General features: G+C 37.4%; 17 protein-coding genes and 1 other annotated feature. Of the genes, 15 read left to right on the top strand and 2 right to left on the bottom strand.

Annotation, left to right across the window (positions count from 1 at the left end; translation table 11 throughout):
- The 5 genes from B8955_RS00470 to B8955_RS00450 all read left to right on the top strand — a co-directional run.
- Nucleotides 1-789: LysM peptidoglycan-binding domain-containing protein (locus B8955_RS00470; protein ID WP_159444401.1), on the top strand; the 789-nt coding region annotated here is incomplete at its 5' end.
- A 103-nt stretch (nt 790-892) separates the two neighbouring features.
- Nucleotides 893-1094 (top strand) — a binding site (T-box leader).
- A 74-nt stretch (nt 1095-1168) separates the two neighbouring features.
- Complete coding sequence (gene leuS, locus B8955_RS00465; RefSeq protein WP_084097712.1) at nt 1169-3586, top strand: leucine--tRNA ligase; 2418 nt, start codon at nt 1169-1171, stop codon at nt 3584-3586.
- 15 nt (nt 3587-3601) lie between these two features.
- Nucleotides 3602-4465, top strand: coding sequence for a pyridoxamine kinase (locus tag B8955_RS00460; RefSeq protein ID WP_234983490.1), 864 nt, complete (start codon nt 3602-3604; stop codon nt 4463-4465).
- 177 nt (nt 4466-4642) lie between these two features.
- Nucleotides 4643-6346 carry a putative polysaccharide biosynthesis protein gene (locus B8955_RS00455; RefSeq protein ID WP_084097710.1) on the top strand — a complete coding sequence of 568 codons (1704 nt, stop codon included), beginning with the start codon at nt 4643-4645 and terminating at the stop codon, nt 6344-6346.
- The gene (locus tag B8955_RS00450; protein ID WP_234983489.1) at nt 6321-7058 is read left to right on the top strand and encodes a pseudouridine synthase; all 738 of its coding nucleotides are present in this window, start codon (nt 6321-6323) and stop codon (nt 7056-7058) included. The genes B8955_RS00455 and B8955_RS00450 overlap by 26 nt, the downstream gene beginning before the upstream one ends.
- 17 nt (nt 7059-7075) lie before the next feature.
- On the opposite strand, the gene B8955_RS00445 is transcribed toward B8955_RS00450, so the two are convergent.
- On the bottom strand, nt 7076-8263 hold the full coding sequence (locus B8955_RS00445) for a cation:proton antiporter (protein WP_084097709.1): 1188 nt from the start codon (nt 8261-8263) through the stop codon (nt 7076-7078).
- 311 nt (nt 8264-8574) lie between these two features.
- Here B8955_RS00445 and pepV point away from each other — a divergent pair, with 311 nt between their 5' ends.
- From pepV to B8955_RS00395, 10 genes are all read left to right on the top strand, one after another.
- Nucleotides 8575-9981, top strand: a complete 1407-nt coding sequence (pepV, locus tag B8955_RS00440) for a dipeptidase PepV (protein WP_084097708.1) — start codon at nt 8575-8577, stop codon at nt 9979-9981.
- Nucleotides 9981-10736, top strand: coding sequence for a TrmH family RNA methyltransferase (locus B8955_RS00435; RefSeq protein ID WP_084097707.1), 756 nt, complete (start codon nt 9981-9983; stop codon nt 10734-10736). The genes pepV and B8955_RS00435 overlap by 1 nt, the downstream gene beginning before the upstream one ends.
- Nucleotides 10737-10781: 45 nt before the next feature.
- Complete coding sequence (locus B8955_RS00430) at nt 10782-11381, top strand: HD domain-containing protein (RefSeq protein WP_084097706.1); 600 nt, start codon at nt 10782-10784, stop codon at nt 11379-11381.
- The gene (locus B8955_RS00425) at nt 11374-11706 is read left to right on the top strand and encodes a winged helix-turn-helix transcriptional regulator (RefSeq protein ID WP_084097705.1); all 333 of its coding nucleotides are present in this window, start codon (nt 11374-11376) and stop codon (nt 11704-11706) included. The genes B8955_RS00430 and B8955_RS00425 overlap by 8 nt, the downstream gene beginning before the upstream one ends.
- A gap of 363 nt (nt 11707-12069) precedes the next feature.
- Nucleotides 12070-13116, top strand: a complete 1047-nt coding sequence (gene pheS, locus B8955_RS00420) for a phenylalanine--tRNA ligase subunit alpha (protein ID WP_084097704.1) — start codon at nt 12070-12072, stop codon at nt 13114-13116.
- Nucleotides 13117-13123: 7 nt separating this feature from the next.
- Complete coding sequence (pheT, locus tag B8955_RS00415) at nt 13124-15553, top strand: phenylalanine--tRNA ligase subunit beta (RefSeq protein WP_084097703.1); 2430 nt, start codon at nt 13124-13126, stop codon at nt 15551-15553.
- A gap of 67 nt (nt 15554-15620) precedes the next feature.
- Complete coding sequence (locus B8955_RS00410) at nt 15621-17075, top strand: FGGY family carbohydrate kinase (RefSeq protein ID WP_084097702.1); 1455 nt, start codon at nt 15621-15623, stop codon at nt 17073-17075.
- Nucleotides 17076-17123: 48 nt separating this feature from the next.
- The gene (pta, locus tag B8955_RS00405; protein WP_084097701.1) at nt 17124-18101 is read left to right on the top strand and encodes a phosphate acetyltransferase; all 978 of its coding nucleotides are present in this window, start codon (nt 17124-17126) and stop codon (nt 18099-18101) included.
- A 124-nt stretch (nt 18102-18225) separates the two neighbouring features.
- On the top strand, nt 18226-18684 hold the full coding sequence (tsaE, locus tag B8955_RS00400) for a tRNA (adenosine(37)-N6)-threonylcarbamoyltransferase complex ATPase subunit type 1 TsaE (protein ID WP_084097700.1): 459 nt from the start codon (nt 18226-18228) through the stop codon (nt 18682-18684).
- A 4-nt stretch (nt 18685-18688) separates the two neighbouring features.
- Nucleotides 18689-19219, top strand: coding sequence for a GNAT family N-acetyltransferase (locus B8955_RS00395; RefSeq protein WP_084097699.1), 531 nt, complete (start codon nt 18689-18691; stop codon nt 19217-19219).
- A 42-nt stretch (nt 19220-19261) separates the two neighbouring features.
- On the opposite strand, the gene B8955_RS00390 is transcribed toward B8955_RS00395, so the two are convergent.
- Nucleotides 19262-20023 carry an exodeoxyribonuclease III gene (locus B8955_RS00390; protein WP_084097698.1) on the bottom strand — a complete coding sequence of 254 codons (762 nt, stop codon included), beginning with the start codon at nt 20021-20023 and terminating at the stop codon, nt 19262-19264.
- Nucleotides 20024-20028 lie beyond the last annotated feature (5 nt).

The following is a 20028-nucleotide window of genomic DNA, read 5'->3' as shown; positions in this document are numbered from 1 at the left end:
CCAGCAACGAAACCAACGCCATCAACTAATAAAGGAAATCTATCATATACGGTTCAATCAGGCGATGGCTTGTACACGGTTGCGCGTAAGTTAGGCATTTCTGTCAGCGAAGTGCGTCGATTAAATGGTGGGTCAGACTTTATTTATCCTGGTCAAACAATTACAGCAGCTAAAGCGCCACAAGCTAATACTCAAGCACCAGCAACATCTACGTCTAATGGTCGAGCTTATACGGTTAAACCAGGCGATGGCCTTTATACTGTCGCTCGTCAATTAGGGATTTCAGTAAGTGAAGCGCGACAATTAAATGGCGGCTCAGATTTTATTTATGCAGGGCAAACCTTTACTAAGGGGTCTTCTACCCAAAGAAGAGGGCAACAAACACAAGCTGCTAATAATACTCAAGCTTCAACATCTGGAAATGTTCATGTCGTTCAATCAGGAGAAACCATTTGGCGTATTGCTCAAGCAAATAGCTTAACTGTTGATCAATTAATGCAAATGAATGGTTTATCAAGCCAAAGTCTTTACGTTGGACAACGATTAAACGTAAGTGGTGCTAAAGTGAACCGTACTACAGAATCACAAACACCGATAAGAAATACCCAAAATACTCAATTAACAGCTAGTGAAACAACCACTAATCAAGGAACTTATACGGTTAAAGCCAATGATAATTTGTATCGTATTGCATTAAATCATGGGGTGTCATTAGCTAGTCTGAAAGCAGCTAACCATTTATCTGGGAATAATCTTTTAGTCGGACAAACACTAGTTATTCCTAATTAAGCACTTTAATTGTATTTAAGTAAGATTATATAATCGGTAAAAAACTAGTATTTGGTACGTTAGTAACTTGCCAATTTAAAAGACAGGTGCTAGAATAATTGCAATAGCTAAAATCACTTAGAAGTAGTAATAACAGGAAACTTTTCAGCGAGCGTATGGTCGGTGTGAATACGTAAGGCATTCTATTATGAACTTATCTAAGATTATGTATGATGAGTACAATGGAAAATCATATCGCATCGCCAGCGTTATCGGTAAGAAGAGTAGTAATCTTAGGTGGTACCACGAATTTAAGCGTCCTATGAAAGCATCATTATGCCTTCATAGGACTTTTTATTTATTATTGGTGGGCGATAAGATAAAAAAGGAGAGGATTGAAATGGTTTTTAACCATCATGTAATTGAGAAAAAATGGCAAAAATATTGGGATGAACATCAATCATTTAAAACATTAGATGATTATAGCCTGCCTAAATATTATGCAATGGATATGTTCCCTTATCCTTCAGGTGCTGGGCTACATGTTGGACATCCAGAAGGGTATACAGCTACAGATATCATGTCACGTTTTAAACGGGCACAAGGGTATAATGTCTTGCACCCAATGGGATGGGATGCTTTTGGTTTGCCTGCTGAACAATATGCTTTAGATACAGGAAATGATCCTGCTGAATTTACCCAAAAAAATATCGATACCTTTAAAAAACAAATTAAGTCATTAGGCTTTTCTTATGATTGGAATCGTGAAATTAGTACTACAGATCCTGAGTATTATAAATGGACCCAATGGATTTTTACGAAGTTATTTGAAAAAGGATTGGCTTATGAAGATGAAATTGCGGTTAACTGGTGCGAAGAATTAGGAACTGTTTTAGCCAACGAAGAAGTTATTGATGGTAAATCTGAACGTGGTGGTTATCCAGTAGTACGTAAACCAATGAAACAATGGGTGTTAAAAATTACCGCTTATGCTGATCGTCTATTAGAAGATTTAGATGACCTTGATTGGCCTGAAAGTATTAAAGATATGCAACGGAATTGGATTGGCAAATCTGAAGGTACTGAAGTTCAATTTACTGTTGCTGGTCACGATGACTTATCCTTTAAAATATTTACTACGCGCCCTGATACTTTATTCGGTGCAACTTTTATCGTCTTATCTCCAGAACATGAATTAATTCATGATATTACGACCGATGAGCAAGCAGAAGTCGTTCAAGATTATGTGAAACAAGCAGCTTTGAAATCAGATTTAGAACGGACAGATTTAGCGAAAGATAAAACCGGTGTCTTTACAGGTGCTTATGCTATTAATCCAATCAATGGAGAAAAATTACCAATTTGGATTGCTGACTATGTGTTACCTTCATATGGAACAGGTGCTGTTATGTCAGTACCTGCTCACGATGAACGTGACTATGATTTCGCGAAAAAATATGAATTGCCTATTATTGATGTTATTGCTGGTGGAGACACGGAAAACGAAGCTTATACTGGTGATGGAGAACACATTAATTCAGGTGAACTGAATGGTTTAAATACTGAAGACGCCTTTAAACGTGCAATCGAATTGCTTGAAGAAAAAGGTAAAGGTGAAGCTGTTACGTCATATCGACTAAGAGACTGGGTATTCTCACGTCAACGGTATTGGGGAGAACCTATTCCAATTATCCATTGGGAAGATGGAACAACGACTGCCGTTCCTGAAGAAGATTTACCTGTTCAAGTACCAAAAGCTGATAATATTAAACCGAGTGGTACAGGTGAATCTCCATTAGCGAATATGACGGAATGGTTAACGGTTACTGATCCAGAAACCGGAATGAAAGGTCGCCGAGAAACCAATACGATGCCACAATGGGCAGGATCTTCTTGGTACTTCCTTCGTTATGCTGATCCTCATAATGACAAAGCTTTAATCAGTCAAGAAGCAGCTGAATATTGGATGAATGTTGACTTATATATTGGTGGAGCAGAACATGCGGTACTTCATCTACTATATGCGCGTTTCTGGCACAAATTTCTTTATGATTTAGGCGTTGTTAATACGAAAGAACCTTTCCAAAAATTATTTAACCAAGGAATGATTTTAGGAGAAGGAAACGAAAAAATGTCTAAATCAAAAGGTAATGTTGTCAATCCGGATGAAGTCGTTGACCAATATGGTGCCGATACCTTACGTCTATATGAAATGTTTATGGGACCATTAGATGCGTCAATCGCTTGGAGTGAAAATGGCTTAGAAGGTGCTCGTAAATTCTTAGACCGTGTTTGGCGCTTATTCGTTGACGCTGAAGGTCATATGCGTGATCGTATTACGACTGTGAACACAGGAGAATTAGATAAAGTTTATCATCAAACAGTGAAAAAAGTGACTGAAGACTTCGAGAACCTTCACTTTAACACAGCCATCTCACAATTAATGGTATTCGTGAATGCTGCGAATAAAGCCGAAAGCTTATACTACGATTACGTCAAAGGATTCATTCAATTATTAGCTCCAATTGCGCCACACTTAGGTGAAGAATTATGGGTTATTGTTGGTAATGAACCTGGTATTTCATACGTTCCATGGCCTACATATGATGAATCAATGTTAGAAGATGACACAATCGAAGTGGTTTTCCAAGTTAATGGCAAAATCAAAGCGAAAGCAATGGTGGCAGTTGATATGGATAAAGACGACTTAGCGCAATTAGCACAAGATAATGACAAAGTAGCTAATGCTATTGAAGGAAAAACAGTTCGTAAAGTCATTGCTGTGCCTAACAAACTCGTCAATATTGTGGCTAATTAATTAGAGGAGTGACTTTTGTTGAAAAATATCTTGATAATTCATGATATTTCAGGATTTGGTAAATGTTCGACAAGCGTGGCATTACCGATATTAAGTAGTATGGAGTTGGCAACGACCGTCCTTCCAACCTCGTTGTTGTCTACCCATACTGCGCCTATTTTTGAAGATTTTACATTTTTAGATTTGAAGGACGAAATGCCTAAAATTACGAATCATTGGCGTAAATTAGGGTTAAGTTTTGATGCGATTTATATTGGCTACTTGGGAAGTATTGAACAAATTCAATTTCTAAGAGCAGAACTCCCTAAATTACTAAAAGCCGATGGAAAAATATATTTGGATCCCGTAATGGCTGATGATGGTGATTTTTACTATGGTTTTGATTTAGAATATGCTAAAGCGATGCGCCAATTATGTGAAATTGCTGATGTGATTATGCCGAATCAAACTGAAGCCAGTTTTCTCTATAATCTTCCCTATCAAGAGGGATTATGGAACACTGAACAATTGGCCACCTTTAAAGCAGCTGTTGCTGAAAATTCCCAAGCTTCTATTGTTTTAACAGGAGCTGGTTTCGACGGCGATGGCAAAACAGGGGCCTATTATTTTAATCGTCGATCAGGTGAGGAAGGTATTGTCCAATCTGAATTTGTCGGTGCCAAATATCATGGCACAGGAGATATTTTTGGCTCTATATTAGTTGGGTCATTAGAAAATGGCGCCTCACTATTGCAAGCGACTACAAAAGCGGTTGATATATTACCTAAAATTATCAAACACTCTTTGACAGACCCCAATATGGAACGGAATGGGCTTCAATTTGAGGATTTCTTAGGTGATTTATCTGTTTACGCACGAGAATTGAAAGGGAAAAAATAGCAATTGATTAGGCAACGTTTTGGCCAGTTAGTCTTAAAAAAGGTTAAACTAGGGGGGAAACGTTGCCTTTCTTGATGTATTTGAGTAAAATTATTGGATGGTATTTATGAAAAGTATGACTAGTCTGGAATTAACTATCTAATATCAAATGACTAGTAAATAGAGGAGTTCGATAGTGTGAGTGACAAACAAATAAGGGAGCACACAGCAGAAGAGAAGATGAATGCTGGTTCAGCTTGGATGTCAGCAGCCAGTATTCTGTCACGTGTATTAGGAGTAATCTATATTATTCCTTGGATGGCATGGATGGGAGAACCACAAGTTGCCAATGAAGCTAATGCCTTATTCAACATTGGATACAAGTGGTATGCGATTTTTATTGCAATTGCGATTGCTGGTGTGCCAGGTGCTATCTCTAAGCAAATTGCGAATTATAATGCTAGGGGAGAATATTGGACAGCACGGCGTTTGTTTAAAAGTGGGTTAATTTTAATGGCGATTTCAGGTGTGGTGTCAGCTGCATTACTTTGGATTCTAGCACCACAATTAGCTAGCAATACGCCGGCGAGAAGTTTAGACTATGCCGTGACAGTCATACGTTCGCTTGTTCCTGCTTTAGCAATCATTCCAATCTTATCTATTTTGCGTGGATTCTTCCAAGGTCATCAGGACATGAAGCCTAGTGCGATTTCGCAAATTTTAGAACAATTATTCCGAGTTATTTATATGTTAGTCGCGGTTTATATTATCCGGATGACGTTAAATGGGTCAATGGTTAATGCAGTAGCACAGTCCACTTTTGCGGCTTTCATTGGAGCAGTTGTGGCGATTGGTTCTTTAGGGTATTACTTTATAAAAAATCGCAGTGAGTATCAGATTCCTGCCAATCATGTTGATACGATATCTGTTTCAACTTGGTCATTGTTGAAAGAAATTATTAAAGTAGCGATTCCGTTCATTATCGCAGGGGCCGCTATTGAAGTCAGCCAATTAATTGATACGAATACCTTTATTCCGATTATGGAACGTGTCTCAGATTTATCACATTCGGCATTAATCAATGAGTATGCGGTATTTAGTGCCAATGCGAATAAATTAGTGACGGTTGTCATATCATTAGCAATTGCGATATCCTCTGTTTCTATTCCAGTATTGTCATCTACTTATACGAATGAGTTAACCCATCAAGTGCGTAAATCACGCCAAGAGTGGCCAGAAACCATTGCGCTGGTAACTCATAACATTCAGTTATTTGCTATTGTTATGCTACCAAGTGCATTAGGGATGGCAGCAGTTGCCCGCCCACTATATACGATGATTTATCCTTACGATCCATCAGGAACATGGTTCTTGCAACTTTCAAGTATTATGGCAATTGCGATGGGATTGTTTAATGTATTAGTGAATAATATGCAAGCGATGGATTACCAAAAAGACGCCATTTTAGGAATGGTTATCGGTATGGTGGCTAAATTGGCTTTACAATATCCTTTATTAGCGTTATTTGGGACTTCTGGAGCAATGATTTCGTCTATTATTGGTTTTGGATTAATGAGTGTTTACTATTTAATTCGCATACGCGTGATTTTAGATTTCCCTTATGGTCAACTCCTTCAAAAATTACGCACCATCATTTTGTCTGCAATTATAATGGCCGTGGTTGCCTATATTGCACATTGGGCGGTTCGCTTAGCCATTCCTGATCCAAATAAAATTGGGTCACTCATCTCTGTAGCAATTGTTGGAATTATTGGTGCATGGACTTACTTACTATTAGGATTACGGTACCAATTTTTAGATTTAGTGTTAGGTAATAAAGCAGTCATGTTAAGACGTTTATTAGGAGTGACAACTTATGACGAAAAATATGCGCGTCGATAAATTCCTCTCTCAGCAAACGGTGTTATCTCGTAAAGAGATAAAGAAGTTAGCTAAGAAAAAGCGAATTGCCGTTAATCAGGAAGTGATTAAGAAAACTGATATAAAAATTGATCCAATGGTAGACACAGTGACATTAGATGGCATTGACATTTCATATGAACCTTATATTTATTACGTTTTAAATAAACCTCAAGGTGTGGTTAGCGCAACATGGGATAATCAGTGGCCAACGGTGATTGATTTACTTCCTCCTGAAGATGTTGTGATTTATGAACCAGCGCCAGTTGGACGATTAGACAAAGATACGACGGGGTTACTTATTGTGACGAATGATGGTCAATTGAATCACCAAATAGTGAGTCCTAATCGTCATGTCGAAAAAGAATATCGTGCAACGATTTCTGGTCGCCTTCCTGAACGTGCGATTGAGCGCTTTGCTGAAGGTATCGTGATTGATGGCAATGAAAAATGCCTTCCCGCTCAATTAATGATTGAGGAGGAAGATGCGAGTGAAATGGCCACTAAAGTTCGAGTTATTTTACTTGAAGGAAAATATCATCAAGTAAAACGCATGTTTCAAGCGCTTAACTGTGAGGTTATGACGTTAGAACGTATTCGAATTGGAGCAATGACTTTACCATCTGACTTAGCGCTTGGGGATTACAAGAAATATTCATATGATGAATTAAATGAGGCAATAAATAAAAAGTGAGCAGTAACGCTCACTTTTTATTTATCCTTAGTTTGAGTTAATAGATGAGGAGATAGTAAATCGATTAGAAATGCTCCAATTGGTGCAGTAATAAGAATGGCTAGTACCGCAATAGCAAGAATGATTTCGCCACTTTGCAGACCGACTGCTAATGGCGTTGCCCCAATGGCAGCTTGGACCGTTGCTTTTGGCAGATAGGCAATCACGGTAAACACGCGTTCTTTCCAAGAGAGTCTTGCGCCGGTTGTTGCTAGCATAACACCAATTGATCGAATAAATAAGGCGCCAAACAGTAAGATAACACCTTTAAAACTTACGGTTTGTAACACGGTTAAACGAACGGTTGTACCAACTAATACGAATAGTAAAATTTGGGCGATATCCCAATATCGAGAAAAAGTATCGGTGAATAAAGAATGTTTCTCTGGCATTAAGTGTTGACTACTTAATCCGAAAGCGAAGACACTTAATAATGCTGAATAGGGAATCAATTGTTGAATAGTCTCTTCATTTGCTACTAAGAGATAGAGGAAGCCTAAGAGCATCACTGATGTGATAGCTGGTTTTGGATGCCAAAATTTAAAAAGCCACGCGAATAAATGACTTATTAAATAGCCGATAAGTAGCCCGGTTATAATAGATACAGGTAATTCAACTAATGTCACCCAGTGAAAGACTCCCGTTTGTGCCATTGTCAAGAAAGCACTAAAGAGAATAATGACGAAAATATCATCAGCTGATGAACCAGCTAAAATCATTTGTGGAATTCCTTTTTCTGTTCCCCATTTTGTTTGTATTAGGTCAATCATTCTAGGCACAATGATTGCGGGTGAAACGGCTGCTAAAACGGTTCCTAAAACTAATGAATCTGCTAATGGTAAGTTGAACAAGTAGGGTGCTAGTAAGGCAATTCCGATAATTTCAAATGAAGCAGGGACAAAGCACATCATTATAGATTGCCAACTATTTTGTTTCAAATCTTTAATATTTAATGTGAGCCCTGCTCGAAATAAAATAATGACTAACGCCAGTTGTCGTAATTCTGAACTCCAAGCCAGAAAATCTTTAGGTAGCCAATTAAAGCCATCTGGTCCAATTAAGATACCAAAACAAATCATTCCAATTAAGCCAGGAAGTTTACATTTTTCAAAAATATGACTAAAAAGCGCACCACCAATAATAATAATCACAATCGCAGTAAGCATTATTTTCCTCCTTCACACAAAAAAGCTGACACTTCCCCCTAAAGTAGGGGAGAAGTCATCAGCTAAAAGCGGTTTTAGAAATTGTTATTTCTACGGGAGAATTCATTCCCAATATATTATTTATTAATAATTTTACTCGCTTGTCGGCAGTTGGTCAATGAACTTTTTGACTCATTTAAGGATAGTAGTTTCTCATATAATTTGTAATATTGCTTGAGCAGACTTCTTATGATTAAAAAGAAATGAGAGAGATAAATAACAATGATTTATAATCTGTGATAAAATAGGAGAAAACATAAGGAGGATGCGTTATGACGATTGCATGGAAAGAAGAAGTAGCGAAACGAAAACAAGACTTACTAGCTGATTTATTTGATTTATTAAAAATTGAATCAGTTCGTGAAGATAATAAAGCCACAGCTGATGCCCCTGTTGGTCCTGGACCAAAAGAAGCGTTAGAATTTTTCCTAAAATTAGCTGAACGTGATGGTTTTGAAACTAAAATGGTTGATAATATGGCTGGGCACGTTGCCTATGGTGAAGGTGACCAAACATTGGGAATCTTAGGACATGTTGATGTCGTGCCAGTTGATAATTTTTGGAAAACGAACCCATTTAAACCTGAAATTATCGATGGTAAATTATACGCTCGTGGAGCTAGCGATGATAAAGGCCCTACCATGGCAGCATACTATGCATTGAAAATTATTAAAGAATTAGATTTACCTGTTGAAAAAGCCGTACGTTTTATTGTGGGTACGGATGAAGAAAGTAATTGGGAATGTATGACGCGTTACTTTGCTAGCGAACCCAAACCTGACTTTGGTTTCTCACCAGATGCTGATTTCCCTATTATTAATGGTGAAAAAGGAATGTACTCAACAAAACTCGTATTTGATGAAACGACGGATCAATTAGTTTCATTCCAAGCAGGACAACGTGAAAATATGGTTCCTGGTGAAGCAACAGCTGTTATTCGTTATGAAGGTGACCAATTAAAAGAGTTAGCTGATAGCTTTAACGCCCAAGAAAACATTGAGTTGTCTGTTCGTCAACAAGGCGAAAATTCATACGTATTAACGTTAATTGGAAAAGCGTCTCATGCAATGGATCCTGCCAAAGGATATAATGCAGCAACTTATTTAGCTAAATTCTTAATGTTACTTGATGATGCGTTTAACAATGATTCATTCATTCGTTTACTTGGTGGCGTATTACACGAAGACTTTTATGGACAAGCCTTAAATATTGCTTATACGGATGATGTGATGGGTGTCTTGACGGTTAATCCAGGGGTAGTAGCAACTGAAAACCGCGAAATGTCTATTGCCTTGAATTTACGTATTCCTAAAGGAAAACCATATAGTGAGTTAGATGTCGCCTTTAAAGAATTGTCTGAAACATATGGTTTCCGCATTGAAGCTGCTCAAAAAGGTAATAAAGTGCCACACTATGTATCTGGCGATGATCCACTAGTTAAAGTGTTACTAGATGTCTATTCACGTCAAACTGGAGAAGAAGCTCATGAAAAATCTATCGGTGGCGGAACATATGGACGATTGTTAGATCGAGGTGTCGCTTATGGTGCCTTGTTCCCACACAGTGAAGATACGATGCATCAAGCCAATGAATTTATCGATGTGGATGATTTAATGGCAGCAACAGCGATTTATTGTGAAGCTATTTATGAGTTAATTAAACCAGGGTCTGAAGTGTAATGTTAACGTCTAAACAAAATCAGCAGATAAAGCTGTTGAAGAAAATACAAACCAAAAAAGGGCGCCAAAGATTTGGCGCCTATCTCATTGAAGGCCCTCATTTAGTGGCAATGGCTATTCAACTATCGATGCCTATCCAAATGATTTATAGTACACCAAATGCGTGGGATGATAGTTATGCTAGTTATGACTATGAAGAGATTAGTGAGGAAATTGCGCATTATTTAAGTGACACAGGACATTCACAAGGTGTCTTTGCAACGCTTCCTTTAAATGAAGCACCTCTTCCTAATTGGCAATCATTAGAAGAACCTTTAATTCTATTAGATGCGATACAAGATCCCGGTAACTTAGGCACGATTATTCGTACAGCGGATGCTCTGGGATATCGTTACGTTATTCTAGGAAAAGGGACGGTTGATTTATATAACGATAAGGTTTTACGTTCTATGCAAGGCAGTCATTTTAGACTCCAAATTATTTCAGCTGACTTAACGCAATTGATTCCTGAATTACAGCAATCTGGTTATCAAATTGCAGCCACTGCTCTAGATAGTCAGGCGGTTCCGTTGCCAGAGTTGACCTTTAAACAATCAAAATGGGGCGTAATGTTTGGTAATGAAGGCAATGGTATTCATTCTTCATTATTGAATATGGCTGATAAAACCTGTTATATTCCGATGTCAGGCGATGCGGAATCATTTAACGTAGCGATTGCTGCTGCCATTACGATGTATCAACTAGGTTTAAGCTAGACAAATGTTCTCATTTTCAGTAAGGTATTAGAGTCAGGTGATGATATGAAAGAACAATCAAGAACTTGGGAAAAAGACACGGCTTATTTAAATGAAATTTCTGATATTCAAGATCATCCATTTGTCGAATCGTTAGCGATATTTAAGCAACATGTGAATGGTAATCGTTTAACCCACTCTTATCTAGTGTCTTATTACAGTTATCGATTGGCTAGGAAATTAGGTTGGAATGCTCGCGCATGCGCTCGAGCAGGATTGCTGCACGACTTATTCTACTATTACCCGGGAGATGTTTCCTTTTCGAATGGTGGCCATTTGCGCAATCATCCGAAAATCGCCTTAATCAATGCCCGATTAGTTACTGATCTCACACCAGTTGAGGAAGATATTATACTTAAGCATATGTGGCTAGCGACGACAGCGTTACCTAAATATAAGGAATCTTATATTGTAACGTTTGTTGACAAATATGTGGCCATGTATGATTTTATTCAACCATCTTATGCAAAAATGATGGCAGCTTTCAAAATCTTCTTAAAACGTTTAGTGCTCCCAGCTTTAAAATTAGCAGGGACCAAGAAATCTTCTGAAAAATTACGTTTAGAAATCGAAAATTCATTGCAGGAGTTGGATAATAATGAGTGAAAGAGTTAGTTTGAATATTTGTCCCCGTTTTAACAAAGCGTTTAAATTACTAGGGAAAAAATGGAATGGTTTAATTATTGATGTTTTGATGAAATCTCCGATGCGTTTTTGTGAACTAACCGATAATGTTGAAGGCATTTCAGATCGATTATTAATTGAACGGTTAAATGAACTCGCAGCAGAAAATATTGTAATCCGTGAAATCGTACAAGATGGCCAACATGAAGTGGCTATTTATCGATTGACAGATAAGGGTGAAGAGCTTGCGCCAGTATTTAGTGAGTTACATGACTGGGCGAGTAAATGGATGGAACCAGAAGAATAATCGCAAGGTTAGTATTGACCTTGGCATAAATTGTCGCTACAATAAGATAGCAATAACGCAATGAGAAACGGATAGTTAGAATGTTGTTGACTCAGGGAGTAGAACCAGTGACTGAAAGTTTTATTCAACAGCTAAACTATTTTTCACTTCTTTAGTTGACGTCGGGAGCCATTCGGCGAAAGATGATCCGGTCGTACCGTTATCACGTACAGAGTGCTAATTCTTGAGAAAGAGTTAGAACTAGGGTGGTAACACGGCATGTCGTCCCTTTTTGGATGACATGTTTTTTTATTGCCTAAAAAGATGTGTTATTGATTAGAAGAAAGATAATAAAAAATCGTTAGAAAAGTAAAGGAGCTTATGATGGACATCATTGCAAATTTAGAAGCCATTAAGCAAACAATTGAAGAGGAACTTACTCAAGTAAATACTCTAGCTGATGTAAAGGCTATGCGGACTAATTATTTAGGGAAAAAAGGTCCGATTACTGAAGCATTGCGAGAATTAAAAAATGTAGATCCTAGTGAACGACCTAAAGTAGGAGCTTATGCTAATAATCTAAAAGGTGAGTTAGCTAAAGCTTTAAAAGAAAAAGAAACTACGTTACAAGCTGAAGCAACGCGTAAGAAATTAGCAGCAGAAGCGGTTGATGTGACACTACCTGCTAATCCTCGTCATATCGGAACACAACATATACTAAGTCAAGTGATGGAAGAAATTGAAGACTTGTTTATCGCTATGGGATATGAAATTGTAGAAGGACCTGAAATTGAATCAGACTTTTATAACTTTGAAAGAATGAATTTACCTAAAGCGCATCCTGCTCGGGATATGCAAGATACCTTTTATATTAATCCAGATGTCTTACTACGTACACATACAAGTCCTGTTCAAGCTCGAGCAATGGACCAACATGATTTTAGCCGTGGTCCATTAAAAATGATCAGTCCTGGTAAAGTGTATCGCCGTGATGATGACGATGCCACGCACTCTCACCAATTCCATCAAATCGAAGGACTAGTTGTTGATAAAAATATTCGCTTATCTGATTTAAAAGGGACTTTAGAATTATTTGCGAAACATATGTTTGGAGAAGAACGAGAAATTCGTTTACGTCCTAGTTACTTCCCATTTACTGAACCATCTGTGGAAATTGATATTAGTTGTTTCAAATGTGGTGGTGAAGGCTGCAATATTTGTAAAGGAACAGGTTGGATTGAAATCCTTGGTGGCGGAATGGTACATCCGAATGTTTTAGAAATGGCAGGTATTGATAGCGAAGAGTATAGTGGGTTTGCCTTTGGATTAGGTCCAGATCGAGTGGCAATGTTGAAATATGGAATTGATGATATTCGTCACTTCTATCAAAATGATGCTCGCTTCTTAACACAATTTACAGAGAAAGGATAACGCAAAAATGAAAATTTCAAAAACATGGTTAAATGAATATGTTCCGGTTGCTGATATTCCAGCTTCTGAATTTGCTGAGCGGTTATCACGAACTGGTATCGAAGTAGATGGTGTTGAAAATATTGGGGCAGGGCTTAAAAAAATAGTTGTCGGTCATGTGCTATCAATGGAGAAACACCCGGATGCAGATAAATTAAATATTTGCCAAATTGATGTTGGTGAAGAAGAACCTTATCAAATTGTTTGTGGCGCTCCCAATATTGCCCCAAATCAAAAAGTGATTGTTGCTATGCCAGGGTCACGAATTAAAGACAATGTCAAAATTAAAAAAAGTAAATTACGCGGTGTGAAATCTAATGGGATGGTGTGCTCCTTAGAAGAGTTAGGTTTTTCTGAAGCAGTCATTTCAAAAGCATATGCTGATGGTATTTATGTTTTACCAGCTGATGCTCAACCAGGCGATAGTGTAATTGATTATCTTAATTTAGATGATGATATTGTTGAGTTGGATATTACGCCTAACCGCGCGGATGCATTATCAATGATGGGAACGGCTTATGAAGTTGGCGCTGTCTATAATAAAGATGTGACAGTTTCCCATATTGATACATCTGATTATGAACAAGCTAGTCTTGGTGATGACTTAAAACTTTCAGTAACCGATACTGATAAGGTTCCAGCTTATTATGCTTACTTAGTAAAAAATGTGACGGTTAAACCAAGTCCATTGTGGTTACAAGTTCGTTTGATGAAAGCTGGTATTCGGCCAATGAATAACATTGTCGATATTACAAATTATGTCCTTATGGAGTATGGACAACCTTTACATGCTTTTGATTACGACAAATTACCAAGTCATACGATTGAGACACGAATGGCAAATAATGGCGAAGAACTAGTTACCCTAGATGAAGAAACAAGAGAGTTGTCTGAAGAAGATATTGTCATTACAGATGGTGAACGACCAATTGCTTTAGCCGGTGTTATGGGCGGATTAGATACAGAAATTACTGATAATACAACTAATGTATTGATTGAAGCCGCAACCTTTAATCCAGTAAATATTCGTAAAACAGCGCGTAAATTCGGTCTAAGATCCGAATCTAGTTTGCGTAATGAACGTGGTATTAATATTGATACAATTGCAGAAACTGGTGCACGAGCAGCTGAATTGATGCATAAACTAGCTGATGGGGAAGTTGTTTTAGGTAGAGAAAGTGTTGAAGCATTAGACTTTACACCACAAACGGTGACGTCTTCTTTAAGCTTTATTAATCATCGCTTAGGAACCGATTTAGATTATGACACATTAACACAAATATTTAATCAATTAGGTTTCTCACTAACTGGTTCCGCTGAACACTTCACGGTGACGATTCCAAATCGGCGTTGGGATATTTCTATTCCAGCTGACTTAGTGGAAGAAGTGGCACGTATTTATGGTTATGATAAATTACCAGCCACTTTACCAGAATCTAAATCAGTAAATGCTGGATTGACTCCATGGCAAGCTTATAAACGTCAAACCAATCAGTTGATGCGAACATTAGGCTTTGATCAAGCCATTGCCTACAGTTTAACCAGTGAGAAAAAACAACCTATCATGCAGATTCATGAAAGTCATCCAGTTGCATTAGATTTTCCAATGAGTGACGATCGTCGGTTATTACGGACTAATTTAACTACGGCGCTTTTAGATGTTGTTCAATACAATACAGCACGTCAAACTAAAAACGTTCAAGTTTATGAAATTGGTCAAGTGTTTAGTTGGGAAGATGATAACGAGCTTCCAAGTGCTAATACACATTTAGCTGCTGTTTGGACAGGAATGAAATCAGAAAAAACTTGGAATACCGCTAAGGAAGCCATTTCTTTCTTCGATATGAAAGGTGTCGTTGAAACTATTTTAACGAAAGCTAATCGTGAAGCTGAAATTACTTACGAGGCTGTCAGTGATTATGCCGACATGCATCCAGGGCAAACCGCTAAAGTATTGGCAACGACTAACGACGAAACTATTGAATTAGGGTACATGGGTAAATTGCATCCCGATACGGCTAAAAACTATGACTTAAAAAATACCTTTGTATTTGAAATGTCATTAGAAGCCATCTTTAATTTACCAGAAAAACAAGTGGTTCAAATGCCATTACCAAAACATCCTGGTTCAAGTCGTGATATTGCCTTACTTGTATCCGATGAAGTGACTCATGAAACCATTACTCAAGTGATTCGCTCAGCAAGTGATGGGCCACTAGTTGCTATTGAACTGTTTGATATTTATCGTGGTGAAAATATTGAATCAGGTAAAAAATCAATGGCATATTCACTAGCGTACTTAAATCCTGAAACTACATTAACTGATGAAGAAATCTCTTCAGACGTTGATAAAATTACAACTGCTCTACAAACAGAATTGAACGCGGAAATTCGCTAGTACTTAATTAAAAGACTGAGATATTATGTTTCAGTCTTTTTTATCGAAAATAGGATGAGGAGACGATATGTTAGCAGTTATTGATATTGGAACAAGTCATTTAAAATTAGCCGTTTTTCATGAATGTCACTGTGTCGATACGATTGAACGAAAAAATGTGACTTATCAACCTAATCCTGGTAGCCAAGAACAAAATCCCGTGCAAATTTTAGCTGATGTTAAGGGTATGTTTTATGAAGCTAATAAGAAGTGGTCTATTACAAAGATTCTGTTTTCTTCACAAATGCATAGTTTTATATTGACCACAGCAACGGGAGAGGTGATTCAACCGAGTCTAATTTGGTCAGACCAACGGGCAAGTAAACTAGGGGTACAATTTCAGCAATCAGCTCTTGCGGATAAAATTTATCATCAAACGGGAACACCTATTCATGCGATGAGTCCGTTTATCAAAGCTTATTATTATAAGCAAAAAGAGCCAAAGCAATTTGGAAATCCTAATTTACGAATGATGGGAATCAAAACGTATTTAATTTGGCAATTAACGGGTGAATTTGTCATCGATATCCCGACTGCAAGCACGTCAGGAATGATGAATTTACAGACTAAAAATTGGGACAAGACGATTTTATCATTACTAGGAATGACTCCTAATCAATTACCTAAAATTGTGTCCAGTTTAATGCCATTGCAAATGGTTGAAATAGGAAGTCATAACCGACAAGTGCTGATTTATCCAGGAAGTACGGATGGGGCGTTAGCTAATTATGCCTATGAAGCTTTGACGACGAAACAGTTATTATTATCGTTTGGAACTAGTGGCGCTATTCGTTATCTTAGCGAGAAACCACATCTTTCATCTGCTAATGATTTATTTTGTTATTTAGTTGCTGATAACGGTCCTTATCTGATTGGAGGGGCTTTGAACAATATGGGAAATATATTAGCGAATACGTATCAAAATCCAGATGTGAATCAGACAATGAGTTTTGAAGATATGTTATCAGTGATGGTCGCTTCAAATTTCCCTCCGAATCATTTCATTTATTTGCCTTATCAATATGGCGAACGCGCACCATTTTGGAATTCAGAATTAACTGTACAATGTATTGGGAATTGGCATAATGCCTCATCACATGATAAATTACAAGCTATTTTCGCGGGGATTTTTTATCAGGTGCGATTATTACTAGATAAGATTCACGAACAATTTTTTCATAATGGCGGTAGACCATTATTAGTAAACGGTAAAATATTTCAGCATCCCACTGTTTGTCAAAAAGTCGCGACGATTTTAAATTATCCGATTCAACCATTAACGATGGGAGATGCGAGTTTAATTGGGGGTTATCGGCTATTAACCCATCAAGAAATACCAGTTAGTCAAGCAGATGGAGTATTTTATCCGGTAAAAGAACAAGTCGATGTTTATACGCAGCAATATCAACAATTTAAGCAAAACGCTTATCATCAAGATCGACGAGTAAAAGATAAACTAACTATGGAATCATCTGACAAATAGGTGAATTTATAGTATGATAGGGGTATCAAATATTGGAGGAAAAATTTTATGAGTTTGTTTAGTGAATTATCTGAAAAGATTGCGAGAAAAAATCTTCGAATTGTCTTCCCAGAGTCTTATGACGAACGTATTCAAGGCGCAGTTGTTCGCCTAAAAGCTGAAAAATTAGTAGAACCTGTACTATTGGGTAACCCAGAATCTTTAAAAGCAAAAGCAAAAGATCGTGGTTTTGATTTAGGAGATATTGAAATTATTGATCCTGCTAACTATGATGATATGGAAAATATGGTTCAAGCTTTCGTTGAACGTCGTAAAGGTAAAGCTACCGAAGAACAAGCTCGCGAAATTTTAAAAGACGAAAATTACTTTGGTACGATGTTAGTCTATCAAGACCATGTTGATGGTTTAGTTTCTGGTGCCGTTCACTCAACTGGAGATACAGTACGTCCAGCATTACAAATTATTAAAACGAAACCAGGTGTTTCCCTAACTTCTGGTGCTTTCATTATGATTCGTAATGAAGCAGAAAAATATGTATTCGCTGATTGTGCGATTAACATTAATCCAAATGCTCAACAATTGGCGGAAATTGCTGTGGAATCTGCTAAAACAGCTGAAATGTTTAATATTGACCCAACAGTTGGGTTATTAAGCTTCTCAACAAAAGGTTCTGCAAGTTCTCCAGAACAAGAAAAAGTAGCAGAAGCCACTAAAATTGCGAAAGAATTAGCACCACAATATGCGATTGATGGTGAAATGCAATTTGACGCAGCATTTGCTCATGAAGTCGCTATGAAGAAAGCACCTGAGTCAGATGTTGCAGGTAAAGCGAAAGTTTTTGTTTTCCCTGAAATTCAATCAGGAAATATTGGTTACAAAATTGCTCAACGACTAGGTGGTTTCGAAGCAATTGGTCCTGTTTTACAAGGAATGAATAAACCTGTTTCTGACCTATCTCGTGGTTGTGTTGAAGAAGACGTTTATAAATTAGCAATTATTACAGCTAATCAAGCGTTACAAGACTAGTTTCCGGTAAATGATGTCTCGAAGCCTGACTGAACAAATGGGTTCAGCAGGCTTTTTATGTTTTACTTAGACGTCGAAGAGAATAGCTATTATACTAGTAAAAAAGTAATAAGAGGAGCATATAATGGAGCGACAAGTGACATGGATGGATGAGCAGGCAACAGAACGATTTGCACAACAATTAGCTGAATTAGTGCAACCGGGGGATGTTATCTGTCTACAAGGTGATTTAGGAGCAGGAAAAACGACCTTCACCCAATATTTTGGCAAAGGATTAGGCATTAAACGAGCAGTCAAAAGTCCAACGTATACGATTATTCGTGAATATGAGCAGGGACGCATTCCTTTATATCATATGGATGCCTATCGTTTAGAAGAGACGGGAGCTGAAGGCATTGGATTATGGGAATATTTCGATGGTGATGGTGTTTGTGTGATTGAATGGCCACAATTTATCGTGGAAGATTTACCTGATGATTATCTTTGGGTAACCATCAAGAAACTTTCTTCTTCAAGTCGCCAAGTGTCTTTAGTAAGTCATGGGGCTCGAAGTCAAGCAATTATCCAATGTTTGGAGGACTAAATGAATGAAAAAAGAACGAATTGAAATTACATTAACGGATGTTGAACCAAAAGATGCTAAACCATTATTAGATTTTTATAAAATTGTTGGGGAGGAAACGCCTTATTTAAGTTTCGGGTCAGAAGGATTAGGGCTAAATCAAGAACAAGAGACACGGTATATTAAACAATTGCAAACGACAGACAATAATCGTTTAATTATTGCCCGTTTAGGGGATGAGATAATTGGCGTTGCTAGTATTGGTGCTAGCCAAAATCCTAAATTGTCTCATGTGGGAGAAATCGGAATTTGTATATTAAGAAGATTTTGGAGTTTCGGCCTCAGTCGCGTATTGATGGAAGATTTATTAGATTGGGCAGAAGATAATGAGACATTGCGCTTGATTCGTTTAGAAGTTCATAGTGATAATATTCGGGCGATTAAATTATATGAAAAATATGATTTTGAAGAGGTTGGACGATTATCTGGTGCGATGAAAATAGACGGAGAATATGGAGATACCATTATTATGGAAAAAATGGTTGATTCAGAATAAGGAAAAGACTTCGCTGAAATATTCTTCAGCGAAGTCTTTTTATTATTTTTCCCAATTGATTTCTAACGATACAGGACAATGATCGCTTCCCATAATATCATCATGAATTTTGGCATCAACAAGTTTAGACGCTAAAGATTGGCTAGTAATAAAATAGTCAATCCGCCAGCCAGCGTTTGTTTTACGAGCTTGATGACGGTAACTCCACCATGAATAGACATGCTCTAAATCTGGATAGAAATAACGGAAGGTATCGATAAATCCATGGTCTAATAAAATAGACATTCTTTCCCGTTCTTCATCGGAAAAACCAGGGTTACCATGGTTCATTTTATCATTTTTTAAGTCGATTTCTTTGTGAGCGACATTTAAATCGCCACAATAAATGACTGGTTTTTTAGCATCTAATTTTTCAAGATATTCAAGTAGCGCTTTTTCCCAAATCAAGCGATGCTCTAAGCGTTTTAAGTGACTTTGAGCATTTGGGGTATAGCAAGTCACATGATAAAAGTTGTCGTATTCTAATGTAATTAACCGACCTTCAGTATCTAATTCTGGAATTCCTAAACCATAATAAACATGATTGGGTTGATGTTTGGTAAATACGGCGACTCCTGAATATCCTTTTCTCTCAGCGTAGTTCCAGTAAGAATAATAACCAGGGAAATTGAGATCCACTTGGCCTTCTTGGCATTTAATTTCTTGAACGGAGAAAAAATCAGCGTCCATTTCAGAAAAAACATCTTCGAAATTTTTCTTTAAAATGGCACGAATGCCATTAACATTCCAACTAACAAATCGCATAGTTG

It is taken from the genome of Aerococcus suis, assembly GCF_900176325.1.
GTDB lineage: Bacteria > Bacillota > Bacilli > Lactobacillales > Aerococcaceae > Aerococcus > Aerococcus suis.
The sequence above is the reverse complement of the archived record's forward strand: the minus strand, read 5'-3'. Positions and strand labels throughout refer to the sequence as shown.